The sequence below is a fragment of the Tritonibacter sp. SIMBA_163 genome (assembly GCF_046535935.1).
Lineage (GTDB): Bacteria > Pseudomonadota > Alphaproteobacteria > Rhodobacterales > Rhodobacteraceae > Epibacterium > Epibacterium scottomollicae.
The window spans coordinates 54,112-61,631 of sequence record NZ_JAWJBP010000017.1; the positions used below are offsets into that span (position 1 = coordinate 54,112).

Annotated in this window: 6 protein-coding genes and 1 tRNA gene; 1 reads left to right on the forward strand and 6 read right to left on the reverse strand. The window is 59.4% G+C overall.

Annotation, left to right across the window (positions count from 1 at the left end):
- Positions 1 to 81: 81 nt before the first annotated feature.
- The 6 genes from R0J92_RS17885 to R0J92_RS17910 all read right to left on the reverse strand — a co-directional run bounded on the left by R0J92_RS17885 (position 82) and on the right by R0J92_RS17910 (position 6,615).
- Positions 82 to 528 carry a MarR family winged helix-turn-helix transcriptional regulator gene (locus R0J92_RS17885; protein ID WP_411052620.1) on the reverse strand — a complete coding sequence of 149 codons (447 nt, stop codon included), beginning with the start codon at positions 526 to 528 and terminating at the stop codon, positions 82 to 84.
- Positions 525 to 2,096, reverse strand: a complete 1,572-nt coding sequence (locus R0J92_RS17890; RefSeq protein ID WP_411052621.1) for a phytoene desaturase family protein — start codon at positions 2,094 to 2,096, stop codon at positions 525 to 527. Before R0J92_RS17890 ends, R0J92_RS17885 begins: the two co-directional genes overlap by 4 nt.
- A gap of 4 nt (positions 2,097 to 2,100) precedes the next feature.
- Positions 2,101 to 2,892, reverse strand: coding sequence for a cyclase family protein (locus R0J92_RS17895; protein WP_411052622.1), 792 nt, complete (start codon positions 2,890 to 2,892; stop codon positions 2,101 to 2,103).
- 418 nt (positions 2,893 to 3,310) lie between these two features.
- Positions 3,311 to 3,787, reverse strand: a complete 477-nt coding sequence (locus R0J92_RS17900) for a MarR family winged helix-turn-helix transcriptional regulator (protein ID WP_411052623.1) — start codon at positions 3,785 to 3,787, stop codon at positions 3,311 to 3,313.
- A 175-nt stretch (positions 3,788 to 3,962) separates the two neighbouring features.
- Complete coding sequence (locus R0J92_RS17905) at positions 3,963 to 4,565, reverse strand: acyl-homoserine-lactone synthase (protein ID WP_106164597.1); 603 nt, start codon at positions 4,563 to 4,565, stop codon at positions 3,963 to 3,965.
- A gap of 304 nt (positions 4,566 to 4,869) precedes the next feature.
- The gene (locus R0J92_RS17910) at positions 4,870 to 6,615 is read right to left on the reverse strand and encodes an ATP-binding protein (protein WP_411052624.1); all 1,746 of its coding nucleotides are present in this window, start codon (positions 6,613 to 6,615) and stop codon (positions 4,870 to 4,872) included.
- A 674-nt stretch (positions 6,616 to 7,289) separates the two neighbouring features.
- Here R0J92_RS17910 and R0J92_RS17915 point away from each other — a divergent pair.
- Positions 7,290 to 7,366: transfer RNA gene (locus R0J92_RS17915), tRNA-Asp, on the forward strand.
- Positions 7,367 to 7,520: the final 154 nt, after the last annotated feature.

The following is a 7,520-nucleotide window of genomic DNA, read 5'->3' on the forward strand; positions in this document are numbered from 1 at the left end:
TCCATGTCGGAAAACTTGGCCACGTGCGCGATGCAGGTGACATGGATCTGCCCCTCATGGGGACAGGGCCGCGAGGGCCTTTTAAAAATCGTGCTGGCGGATGTTGTAGAACACGCGCAGCAGCAGACCGTTCATCATCTTTCTGTCGTCTGGAGAGAGCGCGGACAGCATGACCTCCTGCATCTGCAGCATGGCCGGCCAGGCGGTCTCGTGGACGTGCCGCCCCGTGTCTGTCAGCTGGATGTGGCGGATGCGGCTGTCTTTTCTGTCGGCCTCGCGCCGGATCAGCCCGGCTGTTTCCATCGTGTCCAGCGTGCGTGACAGCGTTGATTGCTTGATCACCGTCAGCACGGAGAGTGTATTGATGGTGCAGGGGCCGCTCTCGGTCAGCACCGCCAGCGCGCGCATCTGCGCCACCGTGATCCCAACCTCCTTCAGGGCCTCTTCAACACCCTTGTTGTAGCGCGCCATGATGCGGTTCATCAGATAGGGGGTGAACTCCTCCAGATGATCGGGGCCGGTGGTCATGCGCCAAGCTCCTTCGCTACGAGATAGCCCGAGCCACCTGACAGACCGGGGCCCGGATGGGTCGAGGCCCCGATGTGATAGAGGCCCTTTACCCCGGTGGTGTGCCGTTTGCTGTCCGTAAATGGGCGCCAGAGAAAGAACTGCTCCAGCGAGCAGGCGCCGCCATAGGGGTCGCCGCCCACAAGGTTGGCATTCATGCCAGCCAGATCCGCAGGTGAAATGGCCCGTCGTGTCACGACCTTGGAGGCAAAGCCGTCGATATGGCTGGCCAGGATTTGCTCGACACGGTCTGCAAATGCCTCGCGCAGCTCCAGCGTCCAGCTGCCGTCCTCGGGGACGGAGATTTCGCCCTTGGCATCGCCTTTGACGTGACGCGGGGCCTCTGGCATCTGCAGCCAAAGAACGGATTTCCCGTCCGGCGCGCGTGTCGGGTCTGCCGCACAGGGTTGGCCGACGCAGATTGTCGGCACCTCCGGCAGCAGGCCGCGCTCTGCCTCATTTCCGGCCTTGGAGACCCCGTCCAATCCCGGTGTCAGATGCAACAGCTGCACGGTCTCAACTCCCGGCGTGCGCCAGGTCACCGGCCCCTCCAGCACATAGTGCAGCTGGAAGTTTCCCTTGCCGTAACGATAGCGGCGCAGGTCGTCTGCTTTGCTCTCTCCCTCGAGCAGCGTGCCGTAGAGCTGATGCGGCGTGACCGAGGCCAGTACGGTGGGCGCGGAGATATACTCCGCGTCAGCGAGGGTAACGCCGGTGACCGCCCCGCCGGCCTGTTCAATCCGGCTGACGTCGGCGTTGGTGCGCACCGTCCCGCCGTTTTCCTCGATGATCGCGCACAGGCCCTGCACCATGGACGCGATGCCGCCCTTGGCGATCGGTGCGCCGGCGGCTTCGAGGGCAAAACCGATGATCTGTCCCATCTGTCCGGAAAAGGCAGCTTCCGGCCCGAGACCCGCATGCAGGCACCACGGCGCCCAGAGCGCCTGAGACAGTTCGGACTGGAATGAGGTTTCCAGCCAGCCCCGCATCGAGGTCAGCGATTCCCCCATGGTCGCGGCAAGCCCGTGGGGGCCACGTTTCCAGGCCTCCTTGCCGAGCAGCTTGGCAGTTGCGCCGGACCATGGATCGCCGCCCATCAGTCCGAACAGCAGATCAGCCTTGCCGCCGAACGCGTCCAGATCCGCAGAAAGCTGGTCGCCATCGCCCGCCGCTGCCGCGTTGAAGGCCGCAACATTGGCGGCACGATCCATCTGGTAGACCAGCGCCTGACCGTCGGGCAGGAGCACGCCAGTGGGCGTCTGGGTGGCGCAGAATTCGACGCCGTGACGGGTCAGGTCGTCGCCAAGGGCGGCATGGGCAGCCCCGGTCACCCACAGGACCAACGTGGTCGCCAAAGGGTCATGGAGCACGCCGTCGCCGAGCGGTTCGGTGCGCATGCAGCCACCTGCCACGGATTCACGTTCCAGCAGCACCACGCGCTTTCCGGCCTTGGCCAGCAAGGCGCCGGAGGTCAGCGCGTTGATGCCTGAACCTATGATGGCAACGTCGAATTCAGTGGCAGATGACATAGTTTCAGGCCCCCGGAACCAGTGCGAGAACACGCACCGGAGATCCTGTTCCGTTGACGATCTTCAGCGGCGCAGTGACCACGATCGCGCCTTTGGCGGGCAGCTCCTTGAGATTGGTCAGCGAGGCCAGACCATAGCGGTTTGCCTTGTGCAGCAGGTTATGGGCCGGGAAGGGCAGTTCAAAACTGGCCGCGAGTCCGGCGTCGGTCCCAATGCACTGAGACCCCCAACCAAGCGCATTTTTCTCCATCAGGTATTCGATGCAGTCAGCCGAAGGGCCGGGGGTGTGAGGGCCGTTTTCATCGGTGTTGAGAAACTTGTCCTCGTCGTGGTTGTACTGATCCCAGTCGGTGCGCATCAGGACCCATTCGCCAGCCTTGATCTCTCCGTGTTCGGCTTCCCAGTCCTGCACGCCCTGCTTGGTCAGCAGGAAATCATTGTCTTCGGCGGCCTGCGCCGAACAGTCGATGACATTTGCAGGGGCCATGAATTTTTGCGGATCGATCGTGTCCACGGACCCATCTGGATAGTCCTTGCCGGTGACCCAGTGGTGCGGCGCATCGTAATGCGTGCCCGAATGCTCACCAAGCTTGAGCCAGTTCCAGGCCCAGAACGGACCACGGTCGCCGTATCTCGAAATCTGATGAATTTCGATCTGGGGCGTGTCGTCTGCGATCTCGGGCGGTAGCTTCAAAAGCGGGGTGTCCGGTCCCAGCGGGGCGGAGCAATCGACGACCCTGATCCCCCCATCCAGAAGTCCCGAGGCAAGTGCGGCAAGCGTGTCTGTTTGGTTCATTGACCTCATCCCTGTTGTTGTTCTCGCTTGGTATATATGCAGGTGGATATTTCTCATTGTTTCAAGTATAAAGTTTCTAATCGCAGTGAATATTTTTCTGGACGCTGGTTTTTGGGCGAATTTTCAGGGGCTTTGTCGGGGGAGTGCCTGTTTTCTCTGCGCTGCAGCATCGACGAGCAGGCGTCGAGGCGTCGCGAATCCCACCGCGTCGGCCTCTTCCACGGGCCCGCAGCGCGCCGAAATACAGCTTTTACTTTAGGTTCAAAGTAATTCAGTTAGGGCCAGATCCGCAGGGAAGCACACATGCCCGAGGCACGACCGGTTGTTCCTGCGTGTAAGGCAAGGAGACTGTTCATAGCGTCGGAGTGGAGAAGTCATCCGCATCTCTGCATCTTCGCCGGTCTGATAGGACGAGATGTCAGGTGTCGGACGGTCTGTCAGGCTTTTGACGGATATCCAGCATCACGGATATCGCCCGTGCGACATCCGGCTCTGAGACATGTGACATCAGGCAGTCGATCCAGGCCAGGTGTTCGCGCACCATCTGATCCATCTTCTCGCGCCCCTCCGGTGTGACCGAAACGACAAATGCTCGGCGGTCGTGCGGCGAGGGGGCTCGTTGCACCAGACCATCCTTCGCAAGCCGATCCACAACGCCAGTCACATTGCCGTTGGAGACCACCAGGTGTTGGGACAACTCGCTCATCTTCATGCCGTCAGGTGCGGCATGGAGGGCGGCCAGAACGTCAAACCGGGACAGGGTCATGTTGTGCCCTTCGCGCAGTCGTTCGCGCAGGACACCTTCGACGTGGCGCACTGATTTCAACATCTGCAGCCACAGTCTCAGCCGCTGACGGGCCATCGGTTCGTCTTCGAACAGAAGCTCCTCGGCCATCTCCGGCTCCATTTATGCAAGTTCGGCTTTCTCTACAGTCCCGATACCTTGGATGGCAAGCTGATCTGGTGCTTTCAGGCCAGATGTCTGCCTTGCCACAGGCGCATAGCACAGTTTCGCGGTGAGCCAACGCAGGTATAGCCTGCCCAGATTTCGAGTGTGACGCACGTCGTACTCAGGCGGCGCGGCTGCGCAAACTGGTTGCATTGACCTTGAGGAGATAGGCCTGACACGTTTCGCCGCCCGCTTCGAACCGAGGTCCTGCCGCGAGCATGTCCAACCCCGACCGGCGCGTCAGCATCGCCACGGTGACAGAGGTGATGCACAGAAAGGCATCAATATGCCAGTTCCGAGCGACGCGGGCGAAGTTCAGCCCCATTTGGTCCCGCACTTTCATCCGTTCTCGGCTGCTCAGCGTGTCGCCGACGAAGACTCTGCTCACCTCCCAGACCTTGGGGTCTTGCGGGGCAGGGTGGTCTAGGATCGTTGGCGGAAGGTCTGGCAACAGACCAAGCTGCGCATCGCGTAGCATGTAACTGGAATTTACACATTTGGCGGTTGTCGGCGTGACCCTGAAGCCACCGTGCACCTCCAAACCATCGTGGATTGCACAGTATATGCTCTCTGGCGTGTCATACTGATCGAACTCCAGGCCGCGCACATTCGGAAGTGGCCAGCCACGCGCTTCGATAAAATGATGATACCGTGCGCGCATCAGCTCAGTGAAAAGAGCCCCTGTCTCGCCAAGGTTTTCAAAAGTGATTTCTGTCGACTGCATGACGGTGCCCATCCACCTTTTCAGTCTTCCCAAAAGCAGCTTTGGGAAAATTTGTTTAAATTTGAAAATAGATTCGCCTAAAATAGTAAATTAAGAATTAATTGGGTGGAGAAATGATGGTGTGGCGCCTGAGGCAACCAGACAGTCAGGGGCGATCAAGTTGTTGGATTGTAGGCAAGTCATATTGCAAAAATGGAAATTGATTGGGCCATGATCACAGGCATTCGCCGCGCGATGAACGGGCGACTGATTTGCAACCTTCAGGCGCAAATTTCATAGTTGGGGCTGTGCCGGTTTAGGCGGATCAGGCCACTTTAGAAGACCGGGCGCTGGCGACCCTGCGCATTTCGGACAGCAGGACGGACTTCTTGACGGGCTTGGCCAGATACCCGGCGGCCCCCAGGCTGCGGCATAGTTCCTGATCTTCCGGTGCGGCATTTGCAGTCAACATGATCACCGGCGTCGCACTGATCCGCCCTCCACGCCGCGCCATCTCGATCAGGGTCTCCTGACCATCCATCACCGGCATCTTCATATCCAGCAAGACAAGGTCAACCGAGCGTTCTTCAAGCTGCTCCAGCGCTTCGGCACCGTTGCCAGCGTCGATGATCTCAACATCGCTGTTGTTCAGGAAGGCGCGCACGACCATGCGATTGGAGGCCGTGTCGTCGACGAGCAAGACGGACCGGATGCCACCAAGGTCCTGACGCTCATCGGGTTTTGCCTGCGCTGGTATCGCGGGGGCCTCGGATGCTGGCAGTGCTTCGACCTGGCAGGCCAGTGTGAAGCTGCTTCCCTTTGCCGGGCGGGTGGCAAAGGTGATGTCGCCCCTCATCAATCGGGCCAGGTGGCGTGCGACCGACAGGCCAAGCCCGGTGCCCGGAACGCTCGGCGCTGTTTTGTCCTCGGCGCGATAGAATTCCGTGAACAGATGGGCCGCCTGTTCTTCCGTCATGCCGCGCCCGGTGTCGGTCACCTGAACAGTCAGCAGGGTGCTGCCGTCCTGCGGCTCTCCCCACACGTTGACCGAGACAACACCCTTTTCGGTATATTTCACTGCGTTGGAGACCAGGTTCCCGATCACCTGACGCAGGCGCAGGGCATCACATTTGGCATAGGTCGGGACGGAGTCGTCCAGTTGGATTTCGAATTGAAGTCCCTTGTCTGCAGCCTGTGACCGGAACATTTCCACCGTACTTGAGATTTCAAGCCTCAGCTCAGCGGCGTCGAGGTTCAATGCGAAATGACCCGATTCGATCTTTGCATAGTCGAGTATGTCATCGAGTATGCCGGTCAGTGCCTGTGCAGATTTGCGCAGCAAGTGGGTGCGCTCTTGCAGTAGTTCCGCGTCGGAATGCCCTTCTTCGATAAGCTCGGACATGCCGCAGATGGCGTTCAGGGGGGTGCGGATCTCGTGGCTCATGGACGCGAGGAAGCGGCTCTTGGCACGGCTGCCAGCCTCAGCTTCAACCAGCGCTTCGCGCAATCGGCTGGTCAGGCGGTGCTGCGCCCACATTGCGTTCAGCATGTAGGCCGCGCCCAACACCACCACCACCCCGGCAATGGCGATTTCGATCGGGTCGGCAAAGGAATAGAGCAGGCTGCCGATCATGTAGCCGACGACGCAGATGATCGGGACAGCTGTCAGGATACCAAAGAACATCCAGGCCGCACGCGCGACCACACAGTGATTGAGCGCGATGGTCAGAAGCATCGCCCCCATCAGTTTGGGGAAGGGATCCGGCTGCAGAAACAGCATCACGGGGATCGCATTGAAAACCCAGACGCCGCAGAACGCCGAGGATGTGAACAGCAAGACAGCGCCAAATGTGACTTTGCGCGCCAGCATTTTGTACACGATGAGACCGATGATCTCGACGAAAGCGTAGATGCAGTAGATCGCCGCGACGGTCCGTATCGGCAGGAAGTACAGCGACATGATCGACATCAGTGTAATCGACGCGAACCGGGACGGGAGGTCTGCGCGCACCAGATCATTCTGCGTGGAGACAGAGCGCCTGAGGTCTGGTGACAAAGTAAGCATACGCATCCTCATGACGTAGTCCGTTTCTGCGCCTCTTGTGCAGTTTTGCAAGCGGTGATCGAAGCCATTCACCGTATTCGTTAACGGATGGCGACATCTGTTACCGTAAAAATAATGCTAAATGATGACTGATGACTTAACCATTTAAAGGCCAAAGTTCGAAACCAATACTTTGACGTTCAAATACGAGACCACGATCCGGATTAACGCACATAAAAGATGCTATCGCCCTGGATGCCGTTCGAGTTTGATTGCTGTCGAGGCATCGGGGCGGCCGAAGGCGACAGGCTCGGAGTTTGAACTTGGGTAGGCTAGATCCCGAACAAAAGAAAATCCAGTCGCAATCACACATTAATTTACGGATATGCATGGACCTGTCCATGAGTGAGGCGTGTCGCGCTGCACGGGCTGAGGGGCGGCGGTGTGTGCTCGGCATGCGGCCCAGTCCTCGGAGCGTTGGTGTAGCAAAAGTTGCTCTGCCCGGGATGATGAGCGATGTGGCGACGTCGCCAAGCCGCGGTAGGTTCGGTCAGGGAAACCCGCACGAATTCATGTGTTTAGTCGACGGCAGCAAAATTTTCCCTCGAAAGCCAGAAAAATGGCGTTTCTGCGCTTGACGGCCCCTGCGACCTGCGAATATTACACCCCAACGTTCAGACACGGTGCTGAACGCACAGCAAGCGGTTGTAGCTCAGATGGTTAGAGTACCGGCCTGTCACGCCGGGGGTCGCGGGTTCGAGCCCCGTCAACCGCGCCACTGCTGCCCTGCCTGAGGGGCCTCGTCAGAGGGTCAGGACCGTCCCGGATGGGAAGCGCTGGCGAAGGTCAGCATTGAAAATGCGCGGTTGTAGCTCAGCTGGTTAGAGTGCCGGCCTGTCACGCCGGAGGTCGCGGGTTCGAGCCCCGTCAAC

Coding starts and splice junctions, on each gene's coding strand:
- R0J92_RS17885 (WP_411052620.1), bottom strand. CDS start 528: ATGACCACCGGCCCCGATCATCTGGAGGAGTTCACCCCCTATCTGATG.
- R0J92_RS17890 (WP_411052621.1), bottom strand. CDS start 2,096: ATGTCATCTGCCACTGAATTCGACGTTGCCATCATAGGTTCAGGCATC.
- R0J92_RS17895 (WP_411052622.1), bottom strand. CDS start 2,892: ATGAACCAAACAGACACGCTTGCCGCACTTGCCTCGGGACTTCTGGAT.
- R0J92_RS17900 (WP_411052623.1), bottom strand. CDS start 3,787: ATGGCCGAGGAGCTTCTGTTCGAAGACGAACCGATGGCCCGTCAGCGG.
- R0J92_RS17905 (WP_106164597.1), bottom strand. CDS start 4,565: ATGCAGTCGACAGAAATCACTTTTGAAAACCTTGGCGAGACAGGGGCT.
- R0J92_RS17910 (WP_411052624.1), bottom strand. CDS start 6,615: ATGCGTATGCTTACTTTGTCACCAGACCTCAGGCGCTCTGTCTCCACG.